The organism is Sphingomonas sp. Leaf357 (assembly GCF_001423845.1).
In the GTDB taxonomy this organism is placed as follows: domain Bacteria; phylum Pseudomonadota; class Alphaproteobacteria; order Sphingomonadales; family Sphingomonadaceae; genus Sphingomonas.
In genome coordinates, this window is the sequence record NZ_LMPM01000002.1 from 707,235 (window position 1) to 725,897 (window position 18,663).

Annotated in this window: 14 protein-coding genes; 10 read left to right on the forward strand and 4 right to left on the reverse strand. The window is 67.7% G+C overall.

Going from position 1 to position 18,663, the window contains the following annotated elements:
• Positions 1-88 precede the first annotated feature (88 nt).
• Complete coding sequence (locus tag ASG11_RS16340; protein WP_055782510.1) at positions 89-1,390, reverse strand: APC family permease; 1,302 nt, start codon at positions 1,388-1,390, stop codon at positions 89-91.
• A 74-nt stretch (positions 1,391-1,464) separates the two neighbouring features.
• Here ASG11_RS16340 and ASG11_RS16345 point away from each other — a divergent pair, with 74 nt between their 5' ends.
• Positions 1,465-3,060 (forward strand): tetratricopeptide repeat-containing sulfotransferase family protein, encoded by a 1,596-nt coding sequence (locus ASG11_RS16345; protein ID WP_201781361.1) that lies wholly within the window; start codon positions 1,465-1,467, stop codon positions 3,058-3,060.
• Positions 3,061-3,181: 121 nt separating this feature from the next.
• Positions 3,182-5,674, forward strand: a complete 2,493-nt coding sequence (locus ASG11_RS16350) for a TonB-dependent receptor (protein WP_055782514.1) — start codon at positions 3,182-3,184, stop codon at positions 5,672-5,674.
• A 121-nt stretch (positions 5,675-5,795) separates the two neighbouring features.
• On the opposite strand, the gene ASG11_RS16355 is transcribed toward ASG11_RS16350, so the two are convergent.
• Complete coding sequence (locus tag ASG11_RS16355; RefSeq protein ID WP_055782516.1) at positions 5,796-6,707, reverse strand: crotonase/enoyl-CoA hydratase family protein; 912 nt, start codon at positions 6,705-6,707, stop codon at positions 5,796-5,798.
• 451 nt (positions 6,708-7,158) lie between these two features.
• On the opposite strand from ASG11_RS16355, the gene ASG11_RS16360 reads away from it, so the two are divergent.
• Complete coding sequence (locus tag ASG11_RS16360; protein WP_055782520.1) at positions 7,159-9,672, forward strand: DegT/DnrJ/EryC1/StrS family aminotransferase; 2,514 nt, start codon at positions 7,159-7,161, stop codon at positions 9,670-9,672.
• Positions 9,669-10,718: a glycosyltransferase family 2 protein gene (locus ASG11_RS16365; protein ID WP_236697556.1), complete on the forward strand. Its 1,050-nt coding sequence runs from the start codon at positions 9,669-9,671 to the stop codon at positions 10,716-10,718. Before ASG11_RS16360 ends, ASG11_RS16365 begins: the two co-directional genes overlap by 4 nt.
• Positions 10,719-10,864: 146 nt before the next feature.
• On the opposite strand, the gene ASG11_RS16370 is transcribed toward ASG11_RS16365, so the two are convergent.
• Positions 10,865-11,479: a hypothetical protein gene (locus tag ASG11_RS16370; protein ID WP_055782523.1), complete on the reverse strand. Its 615-nt coding sequence runs from the start codon at positions 11,477-11,479 to the stop codon at positions 10,865-10,867.
• Positions 11,480-11,739: 260 nt separating this feature from the next.
• Between ASG11_RS16370 and ASG11_RS16375 the strand changes: the two genes are divergently transcribed.
• The 3 genes from ASG11_RS16375 (at position 11,740) to ASG11_RS19050 (ending at position 14,201) form a co-directional block, all read left to right on the forward strand.
• On the forward strand, positions 11,740-12,411 hold the full coding sequence (locus tag ASG11_RS16375) for a response regulator (RefSeq protein WP_055782527.1): 672 nt from the start codon (positions 11,740-11,742) through the stop codon (positions 12,409-12,411).
• Positions 12,408-13,802: a sensor histidine kinase gene (locus ASG11_RS16380; RefSeq protein ID WP_055782530.1), complete on the forward strand. Its 1,395-nt coding sequence runs from the start codon at positions 12,408-12,410 to the stop codon at positions 13,800-13,802. Before ASG11_RS16375 ends, ASG11_RS16380 begins: the two co-directional genes overlap by 4 nt.
• A 249-nt stretch (positions 13,803-14,051) precedes the next feature.
• Positions 14,052-14,201 carry a hypothetical protein gene (locus ASG11_RS19050; RefSeq protein WP_168371757.1) on the forward strand — a complete coding sequence of 50 codons (150 nt, stop codon included), beginning with the start codon at positions 14,052-14,054 and terminating at the stop codon, positions 14,199-14,201.
• 171 nt (positions 14,202-14,372) lie between these two features.
• Here ASG11_RS19050 and ASG11_RS16385 read toward each other — a convergent pair whose 3' ends face one another.
• A complete protein-coding gene (locus tag ASG11_RS16385; RefSeq protein ID WP_082472894.1) occupies positions 14,373-15,923 on the reverse strand; it encodes a PAS domain-containing sensor histidine kinase in 1,551 nt (516 codons plus the stop codon).
• 148 nt (positions 15,924-16,071) lie between these two features.
• Between ASG11_RS16385 and ASG11_RS16390 the strand changes: the two genes are divergently transcribed.
• The 3 genes from ASG11_RS16390 to ASG11_RS16400 all read left to right on the forward strand — a co-directional run bounded on the left by ASG11_RS16390 (position 16,072) and on the right by ASG11_RS16400 (position 18,650).
• Positions 16,072-16,689, forward strand: a complete 618-nt coding sequence (locus ASG11_RS16390; protein WP_055782536.1) for a TetR/AcrR family transcriptional regulator — start codon at positions 16,072-16,074, stop codon at positions 16,687-16,689.
• A 315-nt stretch (positions 16,690-17,004) separates the two neighbouring features.
• A complete protein-coding gene (locus ASG11_RS16395; protein ID WP_055782539.1) occupies positions 17,005-17,391 on the forward strand; it encodes a hypothetical protein in 387 nt (128 codons plus the stop codon).
• Positions 17,388-18,650 (forward strand): efflux RND transporter periplasmic adaptor subunit, encoded by a 1,263-nt coding sequence (locus tag ASG11_RS16400; protein WP_055782543.1) that lies wholly within the window; start codon positions 17,388-17,390, stop codon positions 18,648-18,650. Before ASG11_RS16395 ends, ASG11_RS16400 begins: the two co-directional genes overlap by 4 nt.
• Positions 18,651-18,663 lie beyond the last annotated feature (13 nt).

Below are 18,663 nucleotides of genomic sequence, written 5' to 3' on the forward strand. Positions count from 1 at the left end.
TGTTCGTCCCGAGCTTGTCGAAGGACGTGTTCCAAGGACAGCCGGTGATTGAGGAACACGTGCTTCGACAGGCTCGGCACGAACAATTCTATATCAGGCCATCGCGCTCGAAGGCCGTGCCAACGGTCGGCGCCCGCTTCGCCCACCAGTATAACGGCCAGCCAGTCAGCATCAGCGCGAAGCCCCACGCGCTGGCCTCCACGCCCGCGCCCCACATCGCCCAGACACTGAATCCGAGCCCGAGCGCAGCGGGCATCGCCGCCACCCGCCGGACCAGTGCCGCAAGGGAAATCGCGGCATACAACCACAGCGCGGCACAGGTCGTCAGCAACGCGGCGAACTGAAAGGCGCCGCTCAGCGATCGGCTCGCGGTGGAGAAGACGAGCAGGCTCGCAAGCCCGCTCGACACCAATTGCATCCGCACCGAAACGTCGCGCGCGTTCACCACCGCGAACCATTCCGGCAGCAGACCGGCCCGCCCCATGCCGAGCGGCACCTCGCCCTGGATCAGCACCCAGCCGTTGAGACATCCGACGGCCGCGATCGCCGCGAAGGCCGCGACGAACAGCCCGGCCCCGCGCCCGACGAACGTCTCCACGAACAGTGCGAACGGCGCGGGCGACGCCGCGACCTGCTCGGCCGGCAGCGCGAAGGCCATGCCCGAACTGACCAGGATGTAGAGCAGGCCGGTCAGCGCGATGCCCAGCACCGTCGCGCGCATGATGTTGCGCCCCGGATCCTGCACGCGCTCCGCCACGCACCCCGCCGCCTCGAACCCGATCAGCGGAAACAGGGTCAAGGTAATCGCCGCGGTCAGCCCGGCATAGCCCGGCCCGGTCCCCGGCCATGGCGGCGCGCTGCCCCGCCCCGACCCCCAGAGCCAGATCACGATCAGCACCACGACGATCAGCGGCACCAGCTTCAGTATCGTCGTCGCCACCTGCACCTGCCCGGCCAGCTTGGTGCCGGCCAGATTGGTCAGCGTCAGCAGCCAGATCAGCGCCACCGTCGCCAGCGCGCCGTTCAGCGGCGTCGCGCCCAGCCACGGCACGAACACGCTGAGATAGCTGATCGCCGCCCCCGCGATCGCCGCGATCGCGGTCCAGCACGATATCCAGTAGCTCCAGCCGACCAGCACGCCGGCCAGCGGCCCAAGCACCGCGCCGGTGACCGCGATCGACCCGGTCGCCTCCGGCATCAACCGCGCCATCGCGGCGACGGCATAGCCGATCGCCAGTACGCCCAGGATGCTGACGATCCACGCCACCACCCCAATCCATCCATAGGGCGCGATGGCGACGGGCAGCAGGAAGATGCCCGATCCGATCATCCCGCCCATGATCAAGGCGGTCGCGGTCCAGAATCCGAACGGTCGTGTCTCGGTCGTCATGTGCTGGCCCCCGCCGCTTGCCCGAAGACGCAGTCTAGGCACGGTTCGTGTTTCGACGCTAAGACTATTCGTTCATGACGACCGTCACCCTCCCCCACCGCGATTACCCGCAGACGCTGATCGACGCCGCGCTCGCGCTGCACGACAATCGCCTGTCGGACGCCGAGCCGCTGTTGAAGGGGCATCTGAAGGCCGATCCGTTCGACGTCCGCGCGATCCGCATGCTCGCCGAACTCGCCGGACGCATCGGGCGCTACAAGGATGCCGAAAACCTCCTGCGCCGCGCGATCGAACTGTCGCCCGAATTCACCGCCGCGCGCGCCAACCTAGCCATCGTCCTCTATCGTCAGAACCGCGCGCCCGAGGCGATCGCCGAACTCGATCGCGTGCTGGAGGAAGACCCGGACAATCCCGGCCACGCCAATCTCAAGGCGGCGGCGCTCGGCCGGATCGGCGGCTTCGACGAGGCGATCGACCTCTACGAACAGGTGCTGAAGGACGCCCCGCGCCAGCCCAAGGTATGGATGAGCTTCGGCCATATGCTGAAGACTGTCGGGCGACAGGCGGACGGCGTCGCCGCCTATCGCCGTGCGATCGAGCTCGCCCCCGAACTCGGCGAGGCGTGGTGGAGCCTCGCCAACCTCAAGACGGTGAAATTCGACGCCGCCGATATCGCCGCGATGCAGGTGCAACTCGCCCGCCGGGACATTTCCGACGAAGACCGCTTCCACCTCGATTTCGCGCTCGGCAAGGCGTTCGAGGATCGCCGCCAAGCCGCCGAGGCCTTCACCCATTACGATGCCGGGAACGCGCTCCGCCGCACGAAGATCGTCTACGACGCGCGCGAAACCACCGCCTTCGTGGACCGGTGCATCGCGCTCTGCACGCCAGACTTCTTCGCCGCCCGCACGGGCGCGGGCAGCCCGTCGCCGGACCCGATCTTCATCCTCGGCATGCCCCGCGCCGGGTCCACCCTGGTCGAACAGATCCTCTCCAGCCACTCGCAGGTCGAGGGCACGTCCGAACTGCCCGACATCCCCACCCTCGCGCGCCGCTGGAGCGACTATCCCGCCAACCTCGCGCAGCTTCCGCCCGAAAAACTCCGCGACCTCGGCGACGATTATATCGAACGCACCCGCATCCAGCGCCGCACCGATCGCCCGTTGTTCATCGACAAGCTGCCCAACAACTGGGCGCACCTGCCCTTCATCCACCTGATCCTGCCGAACGCCCGGATCATCGACGCGCGCCGCCATCCGCTGGGGTGCTGCTTCTCCAACTTCAAACAGCATTTCGCGCGCGGCCAGGCGTTCAGCTACGATCTCGTCGACATGGGCGGATATTATCGCGACTATGTCCGCCTGCTCGCGCACATCGATGCCGTGTTGCCGGGCCGCGTCCACCGCGTGATCTACGAACGGATGGTCGAGGATACGGAGCGCGAAGTCCGCGCGCTGCTCGCCGCCTGCGGGCTCGATTTCGAACCCGCCTGCCTCGAATTCCACAAGACCGATCGCGCCGTGCGCACCGCCAGTTCGGAACAGGTCCGCCAGCCGATCTTCCAGGACGGTACCGAGGCGTGGAAGCCGTTCGATCCCTATCTCGGCCCGCTCAAGGCCGCGCTCGGCAACATCCTGACCGCCTATCCCGAGGCACCCGAGTTCGACTGACTGAGCGTTGTAAATCTGTCACGTTAGCGTATCGAATCGCCGCGATCGCACGCTGCCCGTTGACGAATGTTGCACCCGCGAACACCCTCCTGCGCAACGATAGTTCGTCAAAGGGGGTTCCATGCTTCGAAACGCACGCCGTGCCGCGCTCTCCGCGCTGCTCGCCTCCGCCGCTCTCTCCGCTCCGGCCTTCGCGCAGGACGTGCCGGCCACACCGGCCGCCGCCGCCGAGGATAGCGGCGACATCGTCGTCACGGCACAGAAGCGGGAAGAGAATCTGCAGGACGTGCCCGTCAGCATCCAGGCGCTCGGCACGCGCAAGCTCGATCAGCTCAACATCTCGAACTTCGCCGAATTCTCGCAACTGCTCCCCTCGGTCGCGTTCCAGAGCCAGCAGCCCGGCGTCACCACCGTCTATATGCGCGGCGTGGCTTCGGGCGGCGACGGCAATCATTCCGGCTCGCTCCCCTCGGTCGGCGTGTATCTCGACGAACAGCCGGTCACGACGATCGGCGGCACGCTCGACGTGCACGTCTACGATATCGCCCGCATCGAGAGCCTCGCCGGGCCGCAGGGCACGCTGTACGGCGCGTCGAGCCAGGCCGGCACGATCCGCATCATCACCAACAAGCCCGAGCTGAACAACTTTTCCGGCCGCGTCGATGCCGAGGTCAACACCGTCGCGCATGGCGGACAGGGCGGCAAGCTGGAGGGCATGCTCAACGTGCCGATCGCCGACATGGCGGCGCTGCGCGTGGTCGGCTTCTATCAGCGTGACGCCGGGTATATCGACAATGTCGCCGGCACGCGCAGCTTCAACGTGTCCGCCCCCGCCACGCCGCTGGCGCCGGGCTATACCGGCACCGTCACCAACGCGCCCTTCGTGAAGAAGGATTTCAACACCACCGAAACCTTCGGTGGCCGCGCCGCGCTGAAGATCGACCTCGACGACACTTGGACGGTGACGCCCGGCGTGATCTATCAGGAGCAGAAGACCAAGGGCATCTTCGGCTACGACAAGCGCGTCGGCGACCTGCAGGTCCAGCGCTTCGCCCCCGATTACCGCCGCGAACGCTTCATCCAGGCGGCGCTGACGATCGAGGGCAAGATCGGCAATTGGGACGCGACCTATGCCGGCGCCTATCTCGATCGCACCACGCATTCCGGCACCGACTACACCGATTATGCCGAAGCGTATGACGCGCTCTATTCCTCGGTCGGCGGCGTCGCGGGCTATCTGTATTTCCAGAATGCCGCCGGCCAGACGATCGACCAGCGCCAGTATGTCGTCGCCTCGGATCACTTCAAGAAGATGAGCCAGGAATTCCGCGTCGCCTCGCCGCAGAGCGAACGTTTCCGCATCGTCGCCGGCGTCTTCTATCAACGCCAGAGCAATCTGATCCATCAGGATTATCAGGTCGCCAACCTCGCGCCCGCTCTGTCGGTCAACAACTCGCCAGGCACCTTGTGGCTGACGCAACAGCACCGCGTCGATCGCGATTACGCCGTGTTCGGCGAGGCCAGCTTCGACATCCTGCCGAACCTCACCTTCACCGCCGGCGGACGCGCGTTCATCTACGACAACACGCTGATCGGCTTCTACGGCTTCGGGCGCAATCCGGCCGGCCCGCCGTACAACGCCGTCGGCAGCAGCGGCACCGGAGTCGCCGCCTGCTTCACCACCACCGGCGCCACGCTGCGCAACAATCCCGGCGGTACGCTGCTTCCCGCCGCCGTCGCGGGTGGCCCATGCACCAATCTGGGCGTCTTCAACGGCAGCACGGTCGACCCCAAACAGGCCGATGGTCAGGGCTTCACGCATAAGCTCAACCTGACCTGGAAGCCCAAGGACGGCCTGCTCGCCTATGCCACATGGTCGCGCGGTTTCCGTCCGGGCGGGATCAACCGCCAGGGCACGCTGCCGCCTTATGATCCCGATTACCTGACCAATTACGAAATCGGCTTCAAGACCACGCCGATCGATCACCTGCGCTTCAACGGCGCGATCTACATGCAGGATTGGAAGGCGTTCCAATTCTCCTTCCTCGGTCTCAACAGTCTGACGCAGATCCAGAACGGCTCCAACGCGCGCATCAAGGGCGTCGAGGCGGATCTCAACTGGACGCCGGACCCATCCTTCTCGTTCACGGCAAGCGGCGCCTATACCGATGCGAAGACGCGCCAAAACATCTGCAACGCGGCCGATCCGACCTTCAGTTGCACCGCCGCCGGCAACTTCGTGCTCGCGCCCAAGGGCACGCGCCTGCCGATCACGCCGAAGTTCAAGGCCAACGCCACCGCGCGCTACTCCGTGCCGTTGGGCACGGACTTCAAGGCCTATGTGCAGGGGCTGGTCGCTTATCAGGGCTCGGCCTCGACCGACATCCGCACCGCGGCGGCCGCCGTGCTCGGGCGACTGTCGGCCTATACCACCGGCAATCTGTCGATCGGTGCCGAAACCTCGCGCTACACGTTCGAACTGTTCGCCCAGAACATCACCGACGAACGCGCCGAACTCTCGCGCTATCAGGCGTGCAGCGTCTGCAACCAGCGCAACTACACCGTCGTCGCGACCCCCCGCACGATCGGCATCCGCGCGGGCGCGAAGTTTTAGGAGGACAGACGCCCTTACCCATCCGTTCGTGCTGAGCCTGTCGAAGCACCGTTCTTCTCGTCCACCTCGGAATGGAAGAACGGCCCTTCGACATGCTCAGGGCGAACGGGGTAAAGGCCACTCAGCGATACTCCGGCGCGTCGAACCACGGGGCGAACTCGCCCCACGCTTCGGACACCCGGTCCGGGAACACCGCCGCGCGTTTCTCCAGGAAGCTCGACACGCCCTCGCGCGCATCGTCGCTCGCGCCGCGCGCCCAGATCGCGCGGCTTTCCAGCCGGTGCGCCTCCATCGGATGCGTCGCGCCCATCCCGGCATACATCATCCGGCGCAGCAGCGAGACCGACACCGCCGACGTCTCGGCGGTCAAGGCCTGGGCCAGCGCCCGCGCCGCCGGCAGCAGGTCTTCGGCTGCATGCACGCTCTTCACCAGCCCACCGGCCAGCGCCTCGGCGGCATCGAACACCCTGCCCGAATAGCACCATTCCAGCGCCTGCCCGATCCCGACCAGCCGCGGCAGGAACCAGGTCGAGGTCGCCTCGGGCGCGATGCCCCGACGCGAAAACACGAAACCGAACCGCGCCGCCTCGCTCGCCAGGCGAAAGTCCATCGGCAGAGTCATCGTCGCGCCGATCCCCACCGCCGGGCCGTTGATCGCGCCGATCACCGGTTTCCTGGAGGCGAAGATGCGCAGCGCCACGATTCCGCCGCCGTCGCGCACCGCCGGATGCGCATAATCCACGCTGCCATCCGCGCGCACCGGCGATTCCGCGCCGTTCCATCCGCCGCTGCTGTCGTAATCGAACGTCGCCGCGCCACCCGACAGGTCGGCACCCGCGCAGAACCCCCGCCCCGCGCCCGTCACGATCACCGCGCGCACCGCATCGTCGGCATCGGTCGCGTCGAACGCCGCGACCAGCTCGCGCATCATCGCGCCGTTGAAAGCGTTGAGCGTATCCGGCCGGTTCAGCGTGACCGTTGCGATCCCCTCCGCGACCGTCAGCGTGATCGTCTCGAATTCGGGCAGTGCCATGCATTTTTCTCCTGTCGTTGCCACCTTCCGGCCGATCGCATTCGGCCGGCGAAACGCATTTAGCCCTCCACGCACGTCACCCGGACCTGTTCCGGGGTCCACTGTGCCGCGAAATTGGCGATTGCGCCTCGGTAGCATCGAAAGCCGCCCGGTGGACCCCGGAACACGTCGGCTCCTGCCCCGTTCAAACATGTATCGTCATGCTGAACTTGTTTCAGCATCCAGGCGCGGTCAGCCGGTCCACGGAAGCCGTCTTTTTGGCAGATGATCGCGCCTGGATCCTGAAACTAGTTCAGGATGACGGGACTAGATGTCGCACTGGGAGAAGTACTGAACACGTCCGGGGTGACGGCTGGCTTGAGGCAGCCACGCGAAACCCGAAATGTGTTGAACGCCCCAAAGATTCGAGCCGTAACGGGTTTTTAGAAACTCCCGCCGCATAAGCGCGGCCATGACCCGCTACCCGCTCATCGCCCCCAACCCGCCCCGCCTCAGCGAACACGGAGACGCCCTCCGCCGCATCGAGGCATCGGGCGTGTTCAGCAACAACGGCGCGGAGGTGCGCGGGTTCGAACGCGACGTGACCGATCGGCTGTTCGGCGGGCACGGTGCCAGCCTCGCCGTCGCCAATGCGACGCTCGGGCTGATGATCGCGATAAAGCATGCCGCGATGCAGGCCGGTCGCCCCGATGGCCTCGCCGTGATGCCCAGCCTGACCTTCGCCGCGACCGGACAGGCCGCGCTCTGGTCCGGCCTCACCCCGCTGATCTGCGATGTCGATTCCGAAGACTGGAGCGCCTGCGCACTGGCCGAGGAACGCCTGCTCGAAACCCATCGGGACAGGATCTCGGTCCTGCTCCCCTACGCCACCTTCGGCAACGCGATCGATCTCGATCGCTACGCCTGGCTGCAACAGAAATATCGGGTCGGCGTGGTGATTGATGCCGCCTCCTCGCTCGGCACGGTCGACGATGCCGGCCACGGTTTCGGCCATGATGCGCCGTTCGCCATCGTCTATTCGATGCACGCCACCAAAACCTTCGCGGTGGCGGAGGGCGGGCTGATCCATAGCGGCGACGCGGCCCTGATCGATCAGTTGCGGGCGATGACCAATTTCGGATTCGAGGGCAGCCGCAGCGCCACCCTGCCCGGCATCAACGCCAAGCTGCCGGAGGTCGTCGCGGTGCTGGCGCAGGCCAAGCTGGAAGAAATCGAGTCGATCTGCGACGCCCGCGTCGCACTGGAGGTCGCCTATCGCGCCGGCCTGTCCGGTTTCCAGCTTCAGAAGGTACAGGGCCGCCGCCGCGCGATGCAGTTCATGCCCGTGCTGCTGCCCCGCGCGCTCGCCCACAAACGCGACGCGATCACCGCCGCGATGGACGCCTCCGGCGTCGGCACCGGGCGCTATTTCAGCCCGCACCTCGCCGAACAGCCATTGTTCAAGGCGACCGCGATCATCGATCCGACCCCCGTGTCCGACGATGTCGGCGGGCGCATGATTTCGCTGCCGATCACCGACGCGATGACCGCCGCCGACGCCACCGCCGTCGCCGCGATCTTCACCCGCATCTGCGCCGAGGCCGGCGCGACCGTTGCCGCCCCAGTGTCTGCCGGGGCCCGCACCCGCCCGATCGCCCGCACGCTGATCGTCGGCGGCGGCCCCGCCGGCACCGCCTTGCTCACCTCGGCCACCAAGCGTGGCCAGCTCGGCGCTTTCGCGAAAGGCCTCGTCGTGGTCGAGCGCGACGCCGCGATCGGCGGCGGGCGCCTCGGCCGCTACGCGATCACCTCGGACAGCACCGCGACCACCTTCCTGACGGCGGTGAAGGACAATCCCTATCCGGAGATCGCCGCGATCCTCGATCATCCGGCGGGCAAGGCCGTCGCGCGCTATACCGATGCGATCGGCGTGCCGTTGGTCGAGGCCGGTCCGCTGATCCGCGCCACCGGCGACCGGCTCGGCGATATCGTTGCCGCGAACGGCGGCGAGGTGCTGACCGGACACGAAGCGCTCGGCACGCGCCGGGTGGAGGGCGGCCTGTGGTCCACCCGCCTGCGCAACCGCGCCGACGGCAGCGAGTTCGATCAGCTCTCGCACAATGTCGTCATCGCCACCGGCGGCCACCAGCCGCTCGACCGCCTCGCCGCGCAGCAGGTCGCGGGCGCATCGCTCGTCGCGCAGGCCGGCGACCGCCTGCTCCAGTCGGACGAGGTGCTGGCCCTGGGCGGCATGGCCAAGGTCGCCGATCTCCTGTCGGGCAAGCGCGCGCCGAAGATCGTCGTGATCGGCGGATCGACCAGCGCGCTCGCCACGATCTTCCTGATCCTCAAGACCGCGCCCGCGATCCCGTTCGGCGAGAACGGCATCACCTTGCTTCACCGCCGCCCCTTGCGCCCCTTCTACCCCTCGATCGCGGCGGCGGAGGCGGAGGGCTTCACCGATTTCACGGCCGACGACATCTGTCCGGTCAGCGGCTTCGTCTACCGTCTCGCCGGCTTTCGGCTTGAAGCGCGCGAACTGGTCCTACGCATGCTCGGCGTCGACGGCCGGGTCGCCGATCCGCGCATCCGGGGCCACCGCATCGCCGGCCCCGACGACGCCGTCGCCCGCAGCGCTTTGGCCGAGGCGGACATCGTCATCGCCGCGCTCGGATACCGCCCGCACGCGCTGCCCGTCGCCGATACGAACGGCACGCCGATCGATCTCGCCGCCGCGCACGATCGCGCGATGGTCGACAAGCATTGCCGCGTCGTCGATGTCACCGGGGCTCCCATCCCCGGCCTGTTCGGCATCGGCCTCGCCGCCGGCTTCGTGCCCTGGGGCCGACTGGGCGGCGAGGCGAGCTTTTCGGGGCAGGCCAACGGCCTGTGGCAATGGCAGAACGATGTCGGCCAGATGATCGTCGATCAGGTGCTCGGCGAACTTATGGTCGAAGACGCCGCCCCGCGACGCGCCGTCGCATGAGCATGGCACCGACCGTCAGCGTCATCATGGCCGCCTATAACGGCGCGGCGCTGATCCCCGAAACCGTCGCCAGCCTGCAGGCGCAGACGCTGACCGATTTCGAGGTCGTCATCGTCGACGATTGCTCGACCGACAACACCCGCCACGTGCTGCGCGCGATAAACGACCCGCGCTTCCGCGTCATCGAGGCGGAGGTCAATCAGGGCCCGGTGCGCACCCGCAACACCGCCGTCACCCACGCGCGCGGCCGCTATCTCGCCGGGCTCGACCAGGACGATCTCTGCCTGCCCGAACGGTTCGCGAAACAGGTCGCCTATCTCGACGCCAATCCCGATACCGTGCTGGTCGGCACCGGCGCGGCCTGGCTCGACGACGGCATCGTCACCTCCGCCCCGCGCACCGCCGTCTCCACGCCCGCCCTGATCGAATGGCTGCTGCGGATCGAGAATCCGCTCGTCTGGTCCTCGGTGATGGTCCGCGCCTCGGCGGCCAGCGATCCGTTCACCGATCCGGTGCGTCTCTATGCCGAGGATTTCGATCTCTACCAGCGCATGAGCCGCATCGGCCGCATCGCCCGGCTCGACGAGGAACTGGTGATCTACCGCCGCCACGCCGGCGGCGCATCGCAGCGCTACACCGAGACGATGACCGCCAACGCCGCCCGCGTCCTCGCCGACAGCTATGTGTCCGTCTTCGGAGACGAATCGGACGCCGCCGCGTGGCTGATCGTCCGCCACATGATGGCGCACGCCCCGATCCCCGACCGCGCCACCCTCGCCGCGCTCGGCGAGGTGCTCACGAAACTGCAGGCCGATTTCCTCGCCACGCACGAGATCGACGCCGAAAGCCTGAAGATGATCCGCTGGGAAACCGCCCGCCGCTGGGGGCGTGTCGGCCGCATCGCGCTGCGCAGCGGCACGCTCACGCTCGCCGACATCGTGTCGGCCCGGCCCGACCATCTCGGCATGGGCTATCAGGGCATGGAGGAACTCGTCCTCTCCCGCCTGATCGGCACCGCCCGCGCGGCGAAACGCCGCTATAGTTGATCCTTCTGTTCCCCGGCGAAGGCCGGGGCCCAGTAGCGAAGGTTGCTGTAACCTCGCGCAGCGCTCGCAATCTGTCGGTCCGTAACTGGACCCCGGCCTTTGCCGGGGAACAAGAGGCCAGGCGCGAACGCCCGGCCTCTCCTATCCTACTTCGTCGCGACTGGTGCGGGCGTCGGTGCAGTCGCCGGTGCCGCAGCCGGCGCGGCGTTCGCCGCGACCGGCGGCGGCGGCGGGGGCGCACGACCGTCATCGCCATCCGGTCCACCGTCCGGCCCGCGATCGTCCGGCCCCCGTCCGTCGGGACCATGACGCGGCCCCTTGCGATCATGCCCGCCCGGACCACCCGGACCACGATCGGGACCATGCATCGGCCCGAGCGCCGTCACCTTGCCGTCCGCGCCGACCAGGAAACCGGCCCGCACGAAGCCGTGGTCGAAGCGACCCTGCACCGTCACCGCCTGCCCGGCCGCGACCAGCGCACCATCCTCGCCCTCGCGCCCGAGATCGACCAGCGCCCGGCCCGATCCATCCGCCAGCACCACCTTGTTGCCGTAGATCTGGTCGACCCGACCCTTGATCGTCACGATGCTGTCGCCAGATTTCAGCGAAGCGATCGCCACCGGCACCGCCGGGGCCATCGTCGCGCTCGGCCGCGTCGCCGCGACGGTGATCGCCCCGCCCGCGCCGCCGATGGCGAGCAGGCCGGCCGCGATCAGGCCGAACTTGCGCCGCGACGGGCGCTGTGTGGTATCTTCGGTCATAACATTCACTCCTCTTGGGGTTTCGACTGCACCCTCTCTAGACTCGCGGTCCCGACCCACACTGAACCGCGCCGTTCAGTTTCGGTTGGGGCGGCAGGATTAGGAGTTCTTCGTCACCCCGGACTTGTTCCGGGGTCCACCATGCCGCAAGCTCGGTCGTGCATAATTATCCGTGTCGAAAGCGGCTGGGCAGACCCCGGAACAAGTCCGGGGTGACGGCGATGGCAACCGGCAAACCGCAATCCAGCAGGAGTCCCAAAATGCGCGTATTGCTGGTCGAGGACGACACCACACTCGCCGACGGCATCGCCCGCGCCCTGCGCGCGGAGAATTTCGCCGTCGATGTCGCGGCCAACGGCGAAGACGGCGGCCATCTCGGCGCGACCGAACTCTATGACGTCGCGATCCTCGATCTCGGCCTGCCCAAACGCGATGGCCTGTCCGTGCTGCGCGACTGGCGCGCCGCCGGGCGCGACCTGCCCGTGCTGATCCTCACCGCGCGCGACGGCTGGTCGGAAAAGGTCGAGGGGTTCAAGGCCGGGGCCGACGATTACCTGACCAAGCCGTTCCGCATCGAGGAGGTCGTGATGCGCCTGCGCGCGCTGGTCCGCCGCGCCGCCGGCCATGCCTCGGCGCGCGTCACCTGCGGCCCGCTCGCGTTCGACGCGCAGCTCGGCACGTTCGAACTGGACGGCCTGCCGCTGAAGCTCACCGCGTTCGAATGGCGCGTCCTCTCGCAACTCATGCTCCGCCGCGAGGTCGTGATCGAACGCGCCGACCTGATCGAGCGGGTCTATGAAGGCGATGCCGATGTCGACTCCAATTCGGTCGAGGTGATCATCGGCCGCCTGCGTCGCAAGATCGGCGCGGAGATGATCGAAACGGTGCGCGGGCGCGGCTACCGGCTGACGGCGGGCACGACCGGCGCATGAGGCGCTGGCTTACCTCGCTGCGCGGCCGCCTGCTGCTGATCGCCTTCGCCTCGACGCTCGCCGCCCTGCTGTTCGCCGGCTTCGCGATCGGCCATGTCCTCGAACGCGTCGTGATGCGCAGCCTGGACGACCGGCTCGACGCGCAGATCCTGGTGCTGGCCCGCGCCGTCCGCCCCGACGGCGATCTCGATCCCGCGCGCGCGATCGACCTGCCCGATTTCGGTGTCGCCGGGTCGGGTTGGGCGTGGCGCGTCGACGGCCCCGCCGGCCATTGGACCAGCGCGGCGGGCGCACCGGATCTGCCGCGGGTCGAACCCCCGCATCCCGGTCGCGATCCCGACGATCGCGCCGAACGCGGCGATCGTCGCGAAGGCCCGCGCCCCGAGCGCGACGGCATCCGCCCCGGCGAGATCGAAGGCCCGGCCGGCGAACGCCTCCATTCGCGCCAGTTCGTCCTGGCCACGCCCGCCGGACCGGTCGCCATCGCCGCCTCCGGCCCGCGCCGCGTCGTCGCCGCGCCGCTGCGCGAGGCGTTGCTGCCTTTGCTCGCCTCGCTCGTCATCCTCGGCGCCGGCCTGGCACTCGCCACGCTCGTCCAGTTGCGCTTCGGCCTGCGACCGCTCGGCCGACTGCGCACCGCGCTCGCCGAAGTCCGCGCCGGGCGTCTGCGCCACGTCCCCGCCGACCAGCCCGAGGAACTCGCCGGCGTGGTGAGCGAACTCAACGCGCTGATCGACCAGAACGAGGCCGGGCTCGCCGCCGCGCGCCGCCACGTCTCGAACCTCGCGCACGGCATGAAGACGCCGCTCGCCGCGCTGGCGCTCAAGCTCGGCGAGGACGGGCGCGATCCCGATGGCAGCCTGTCGGCGATGGTCGCGGAGGTCGATGCCCGCGTCCGCCACCATCTCGGTCGCGCGCGCGCCGCCACCCCTGCCGGACGCAGCCGCACGCGAACCGCGCTCGCCCCCGCCGTCGCCGATCTTTCCGCCGTGCTCGATCGCCTCCACGCCGACCGACCGGTCACCACCGAAATCCACATCCCCGCCGATCTATCGCTCGCGGTCGACCCACAGGATCTGGACGAGATGCTCGGCAATCTGCTCGACAATGCCCGCCGCCACGCCCGCGCTGCCTTGGCGGTCACCGCCACCCCGCACCACCAGATGGCGGCGATCCGCATCGAGGATGACGGCCCCGGCCTCCCCGACGCTGCGATGCACGACGCGCTCGTCCCCGGCCAACGCCTTGACGAGGCCGGCGAGGGCTACGGCTTCGGCCTGTCGATCGTGCAGGAACTCGCCGAACTCAACGGCGGCACGCTCGCCCTTGCCCGATCGCAACGCCCAGGCTGGGGCTTGGCCGTTACCTTGACGCTGCCGGTCTCCACCTGACGCAACACTCGCTCGCGACACATGTTGAATCCCTGCATTCTCATATCGATCGCTACGCAATATTACTCGTCACCCCGGACTTGTTCCGGGGTCCACCAAGCGGCTTGATCGGCGCACGATGCTCGAACGGTGGATTGGCGGCGTGGTGGACCCCGGAACAAGTCCGGGGTGACGATCTTTAGGGATAAGCGGATCGGCGTAAACCGAACTTCGTTCCGTGATGATATCTACCCAAGCCGGAAAGCCGCCATGTCCATAGACGACCAGATGATCGACACGCCCGACGGCCCGATGACCTGGGCGCAATGGAAGAAGAAGAACCCCGTCCAGATCCCCTCGCGCCGCACCAAGGGCAAGGATCTGCCGGTCAAGGTGAAGCGCTTTACGGAGAAGCCGTGAGCGGCAGCGGCCTCCGGATCGCGAGACCTGCGCTCCAATTACCCCGTCATCCCCGCGAAGGCGGGAATCCATACTGGCTGCACGAAGTGAGGCTCACCGAGTGGAGCGAAGATGGGTTCCCGCCTGCGCGGGAATGACGGAGGACTCCCACTCCGGCACCCCCAAAAACCCTCACGCCGCCTCCCGGATCCGCTCCCCCGCCGCGCGGCGCAGCACGCGCGAGACATGGTCGATCGAATACGGCTTCTGGATCAGTTCGAACCCGTCCGTGCCATTCGCCGCCAGGATGTGGCTGTAACCGCTGGCCAGCACCACCGGCAGGCCCAGGTTCATCTCGCGGATCGCGCGGCCCATCTCCATCCCGGTCATCCCCGGCATCACCACGTCCGAGAATACCACGTCGAAGCGCGCGGCATCCGCCGTCACCTCGGCCAGCCCCTCGACGCCATTCGTCGCCAGCACCGTGGTGAAGCCCAATTGGTCGAGCGCGTCGACCGTGCTCGCCGCGACCTCGGCATTGTCCTCGACCACCAGCACGCACGGCACGGTCGTCGGATCTCCTTCCGCCGCCGGCGCGGCCGTCACCGCCTCGGCGCGCGCGATCCCTTTGACCTGTGGCAGGTACAGTGTGAAGCTGCTCCCGGCGCCGACCTCGCTCTCGACCTGGATGTCGCCGCCCGACTGCCGCGCGAACCCGAACACCTGGCTGAGGCCCAGCCCGGTGCCCGACCCGACCGGCTTGGTGGTGAAGAAAGGCTCGAAGATCCGCGCGCGCTGGTCCACCGCGATGCCGCCGCCGGTATCGGTGATCGTCACCGCGACATAGTCGCCCGGCACGGCGGCGCGTTCGCGCAATGCCGGTATGCCCTGCACCGCGCGCGCGGAGACGATCAGCCGCCCCTCGCCGTTCATCGCGTCGCGCGCGTTCACCGTCATGTTCACCAATGCCGTGTCGAACTGGCTCGTGTCCGCATTGATCGCGAACGATGCATCGGGCACGTCGATCTCGATCGTGATGCGCGATCCGGCCAGCGTCTGCATCATCTCACCGATCGAACGGATATTGTCGCCGACATCGAACACGGTCGGTTTCAGTGCCTGTCGTCTGGCGAATGCGAGCAATTGCTGCGTCAGCTTCGACGCCCGCCCCACCGCCTCGCCGATCGCCCCGACATAGCGCGCGCGCCGCTCCTCCTTCTGGTTGGGCAGCTTCAGCATCTCGACCGCCGATTGCACGATCGTCAGCAGATTGTTGAAATCATGCGCCACGCCCCCGGTCAGCTGGCCAACCGCCTCCATCTTTTGCGACTGCCGAAGCGCATCCTCGGCGGCATACAAGGCCGCCTCGGCGCGCAATCGGTCGCTGATGTCCTTGGCGTGGTGGAACGCGCCGATGATCGCGCCGCTTTCGTCGCGCAGCGGCGCATAGGAGATATCCCAATACGGCTTGTTGAGATCGGGGTCGCCGAATTCCTCGGTGACGTTGAACACCTCGCCGGCCAGCGCGCGCGCCATGAAGCCTCGGATCACCGGTGCCTGTTCGGGCAGGAACAGATCGGGGAAGACTTCACCGATCTGCACGCGGTGATTGTAGATACGGAAGAATTCGTCGCTATGCGCGCGGTTGAAGGCGATCAGGCGGAATTCGTGATCGAACGCGCAGATCGGTGCCTGATCGGATTGCCCGATCACTTCCCAAAGCCCCATGGAACTTGCCGACATGCGCACCTCGCCAACCCCTTGATCCGGCACCCTATCACGATTTCCGGGCACGCACAGCCATCGCGCGGTGCGGAACTTCGCACTGTGATCGAGTCAGGTACCGGGGATACTGGACCTTTTTAACCCGAACCCCTATATACCGATCGGTATGAAACAATGCTTCGCCTCTTCGCCCACCAAGGGCCGCCCCCGGGAATTCGATCTCGACGAGGCGTTGACGGCGGCGCTGCGCGTGTTCTGGCGCAACGGCTATGAGAGCGCCTCGATGGCGGAGCTGACCGCCGAGATGGGCATCACCAAGCCCAGCCTCTATGCCGCGTTCGGCAACAAGGAAGCCTTGTTCCACAAGGCGTTGGACCTCTACGAGCGCGAGAAGCTGGCCTATACCGTGGCCGCGCTCGAGGCGCCGACCGCGCGCGGCGTTGCGGAACGTTTCCTGCTCGGTGCGCTCGAAATTCACATGAACACCGGCGATCCCAAGGGCTGCATGGGTGTGATTTCCACGGTGACGTGCTGCGGGTCCGAGGCCGAGTCGATCAAGGCCGATCTCACGACTCGCCGTGCCTCGTCCGAAGCCGCGCTGATCGCGCGCTTCGAACGCGCCCAGGCGGAGGGCGAACTGCCCGAGGGGCTGACGCCGTTCGCGCTCACGCGGTTCCTCTACGCGCTGCTGCAGGGCATGTCGGTGCAATCGAGTTCGGGGGCCAGCTGCGTCGAATTGCGGCAGCTCGTCGACACCACGATGCTGGTCTGGCCGACCCGCTGAAATAAATATACCTAGCGGTACAGAAAGCCGTTGACGCGCTGCGGCACGGGATTATATACCGCTTGGTATCGAAGTTGGATCCTGATTCGGACCCGACAGCCGGCGAAGGAATTCCGCCCATGACCACGGCCACCTGATCCTCGCGCGAAGGGCGCAGCACGCAACCTTCGCCAACTTCCATCACCACCAACCACACATCCGGTCCGCTCTTCCCGCGGTTCCGGAACCGATTTTCGGCGCTTGGCGGACGCTCTCCGACGACGATCCGCGTCTCGGTGATCGCCTCGCTGCGCCCAAGCCGCAAGGGGACACGACATGGCTTATCTGGGTATCGAAGAAATGTATTCCGGCCCGTCTACGGAGGCGAAGGCCGCACCGGCCAAAGCCGGCTTCACCGCGCTCGAATGGAGCGTGATCGCTCTCGCCAAGAAGGATTCGATCGGCAGTCTGAAGGCCCCCGGCCGCATGTCCCGCGCGCTCGGCACGGTGTTCGGCCGCGGCGTCAATTCCCGCCTCGCGGAGCCGCGGCTCGAAATGCTCCGCCGCGTCGCGGTCTATGCCTGGCGGCGCGGTTACGCTCTGCCCGCGTCGGAAGTCTCCGCCTTCCTGCGCGCCGGCTTCAGCATGGCGCAGGCCGAAGTGCTGGTCGCCAGCATCACCGGCGGATCGGTCGGGCAGCTCGCCTGGAAGGTCGCGGCATGAACATGATCACCACGATCGAGGCCGCCGAGGGTGACACGCCCACGCGGCCCAGGCGCCTGTCGGGCTGGCAGCGCGGTGCATTGCTGCTCGTGCCGCTCGCCATCGTCGGCGGCGTGGGCGCCAAGCTGATCGACCAGTCCCCCGCGACCGCTGCCGTCGCCCCGCCCCCCGCCGTCACCGTGGCCACGCCTCTGGTGCGCGACGTCAACGAATGGGACGATTATATCGGCCGCTTCGCCCCCAGCCGCGCGGTCGAAATCCGCCCGCGCGTCTCGGGCGAAGTCACCGGCATCCACTTCCGCGACGGCGAGATCGTGCGCAAGGGCCAGTTGCTCTTCACGATCGATCCGCGCCCGTTCGCCGCCGCTCTGTCGGAAGCGCGCGCCAATGTCGCCAGCGCCGCCAGCGCACTGGCACTCGCCCGCGCCGATCTCGGCCGCGCGACACGGCTGGTGGATGACGAGGCGGTTTCGGCCGGCGAAGTCGATGCCCTGCGCGCCAAGGTACAGGCGTCGGAGGCTGCGCTCGCCGCCGCCGCCGCCCGCGTCCGCGCCCGTGCGCTCGACGTCGAGTTCACCCAGGTCCGCGCGCCGATCGCCGGGCGCATCTCGGATCGCCGCGTCGATGCCGGCAACCAGGTCGCCGGCGGCGAGGGCACCGGGGGCAGCGTACTGACGACGATCAACGCGCTCGACCCGATCTACTTCACTTTCGATGGATCGGAGGCGCTGTATCTGAAGACCCAGCGTGCCCGCCAGCCCGGCGCCGCCCCCGCCGCGGTCGAGATCCAGCTGCAGGACGAGACCGAGCATCGCTGGAAGGGCCAGCTCGATTTCACCGACAACGGCCTGGATCAGCGCTCCGGCACGATCCGCGGCCGCGCGGTGCTGGCCAATCCGGGCTATTTCCTTACCCCCGGCATGTTCGGCAACATGCGTCTGTCGAGCGGCGGCACGGTCAAGGCCCTGCTCGTCCCGGATTCGGCGGTGCAGACCGATCAGGCGCGCAAATTGGTGCTCACGGTGGATGCCAAGAACGCCGTCGTCGCCAAACCGGTCACGCTCGGCCCGGTGGTCGACGGCCTGCGCATCATCCGCTCCGGCCTCGCCCCCAGCGATCGCGTGATCCTCACCGGCACGCAGATGGCGATGCCCGGCGCGCAGGTTGCCCCCAAGCCGGGCAAGATCGCCACGCAGATATCGGCCGCCCCGGTCGCGACGCAGCCGCTCGCCGGAGACGCCACGCTGGCGACGCGCTGACACCCTTTCAAGC